We start from the raw sequence: 2,412 nt of genomic DNA, 5'->3' as shown, positions 1-2,412 counted from the left end.
TTTATAATTGCCCAACTACTTTTGTTATATCCAAAGATATTATTATATTGGTAAATTATATAATAGATTAACATTACACCATGTTCTAAATAGCGATTTCCAATAGTCCCATTACCAAATAAGTAAGGTAATAAAAAAGTATAGGTTATGAAAAAAAGAATAAAAAAAGTGTGTATACGTAGACGTATAAAAAAGATAGGGTGTAAAAGTCCTGCGCAAAAAAACCACGCTAACATAGCTCCAAATACCGTGATATTATATCCAGGTAGTAATTTAAGTTGCGGCAGTATACTCGTTAGTACTAAATAATAAGCTATTATAGTCAGCACTTTTCGCATAAGGATTGTGTGTAGACTAGAATATTTGGAATTCAAAATTACCACCTACGTCCTAAATAAACCTCCAAAATACATGAAAAGTTTAAATTTTATTTAAAAATTCACTAAATTGTTTTACATAATTTTTATAATGAAAAACCTTATAATCAAAAGATTTTAACGATTTTTCAAGCTCTCCTAAATTTTCCTTACTTAAGATGCTTTCTAATTTTAAAATAATTCCTTCTCCTCCACTTACGAAGTGTCCATTCTCCCCTTCTGTTACATATTCTTCAAGGTCACTATTTTTCGAAGTAATTACAGGAGTTCCACAACTAATACTCTCAACAAATTTAGTAGGAAAGCCCGCTTTGGTCATACGATTATTTTCACGAATAAACATACTGTAATTAGCTTTTTTTACCATATTTAAACTTTCTTGGTGAGGTAACCGCCCTAGAAATTTTACCTTATCATCTAATTTTCCAATAATCTCCTTATGGTTCTCATAGTCCTTCAGATACTGTTTTTTTGTAATTCCAATCACATAAAACTCGAAATTGTACATTTTATCTAACTTGTTTATTCCTTCTATCACAAGGTTAAGCTTATCTTTATCTTTACCTGGATTACCTGCATAAACTATTAATACTTTATCAAGGATACTTTTAGAGGTTAGATGGTTCCACTTTTCTTCTGATAAATCAACAAGGGGCGGAATACGAACTACATTTTTACAATTCTTATAAAAATTTTCTAGATAACGACTAATCACAATAATTCCATCTAGTTTTTTTTGTATTATTCTCATACGAAGATACGAGTCAAATCCTTTAATGATCTTAAATATTAAATTATTTCCAGCAGTACTATACCACTCAGTACAATCAGCAAATATTTTTATATTATTTTTAATACAATAATTTTTTATTTTTATAAATGCTACAGACTGATAGTTATAGCAAATAACAGCTTTCACATCAGAATAATGGTTTAAAACTCCTAAAAAAAAGTCAATACTAATTAAATAATGAATCCATTGTTTATTTGATTTTGGATAAGGTATAGACCAACAATCAAAATCTTGGATCTTTTTACACGTAATCTTGGATTTTTCATCATATCTCAACTGATTATCTATATCTATAAAGACTACCTTATGCCCAATTTCCTTTAGTATTTTAGCATTACTAAGGACTCTATGTGCCGCTGCGTTTTTATCAGGTAGCGAAAAACCACCAATATAAATAATTGTGCCTTTGCTCATGATTAGAAATTCTCCTTTTTGTACAATACTTTAATTATCCTTATATTTATTAAACCTTTTTTAATTCATCAAGATAAGCACTAACTATAATATTTCTGTCAAACTCATTCTCTACCTTTTCCCTCGCGGCAAGACCCATTTTAATTTTCACATTGAGATCTAATTCTATGAACATTTTAACTTTATTTGCTAGATCGTCAACATTACCAGTCTCAAACAAGTATCCAGTTTCTCCTTCATCAATAACATCTATTGAACCGTTAATTTTTGTTGCTATACAAATTCGTCCCATAGCTGCAGTCTCTAATAACACATTCGGAACGCCTTCTCCTCCATGAGATGGCAAAATCGTGCAATGACATTTTTCTATCCATGACTTAATATCCTTTTGAAAACCAATATAATTTATTATTCCATTTGAATGGTATTCATCAATGATTTGCTGATAACTTTCCTCTTCTATAAAACCAGCGATATAAAAATTTGTATTTGGATACTTATTTTTTATGATTTTAGCTGTTTCAAGATACTGATCTATTCCTTTTAATTTCATAACCCTACCAATAAAAATAAAATTTATATTCCCACCAGCAGGTAGATCACAAACAGAATACTGCTTTAAATTTACACCCGAGCCTGGAAGCATTTCGTAGTTGCTCTTAATCATCTTATTTTCAACAAAATAATCTTTGTCACCAGTATTCTGGAAGAACACCTTATATGACTTCTTTAATGACATTCTGTATAAAATTTTTGCAACTTCACTTACAACATTTTCACTTAAAAAAGTTCCACCTGTTCCTGTAATATTACTCACCTGTTTATATT

2 protein-coding genes are annotated in these 2,412 nt (G+C 29.4%); both read right to left on the bottom strand.

What is annotated here, in order from left to right:
- Positions 1–420: 420 nt before the first annotated feature.
- Positions 421–1,584, bottom strand: a complete 1,164-nt coding sequence (locus FS935_RS22965; protein ID WP_146950926.1) for a glycosyltransferase — start codon at positions 1,582–1,584, stop codon at positions 421–423.
- Positions 1,585–1,633: 49 nt separating this feature from the next.
- The coding region (locus tag FS935_RS22960) for a glycosyltransferase (RefSeq protein WP_146950925.1) at positions 1,634–2,412 on the bottom strand (779 nt) is incomplete at its 5' end.

The sequence above is a fragment of the Metabacillus litoralis genome (genome assembly GCF_007994985.1).
Classification (GTDB): Bacteria; Bacillota; Bacilli; order Bacillales; family Bacillaceae; genus Metabacillus; species Metabacillus litoralis.
The sequence above is the reverse complement of the archived record's forward strand: the minus strand, read 5'-3'. Positions and strand labels throughout refer to the sequence as shown.

Bases quoted from the DNA above. Each gene is read 5' to 3' on its own strand.
- FS935_RS22965 (WP_146950926.1), bottom strand. From the start codon at position 1,584: ATGAGCAAAGGCACAATTATTTATATTGGTGGTTTTTCGCTACCTGAT.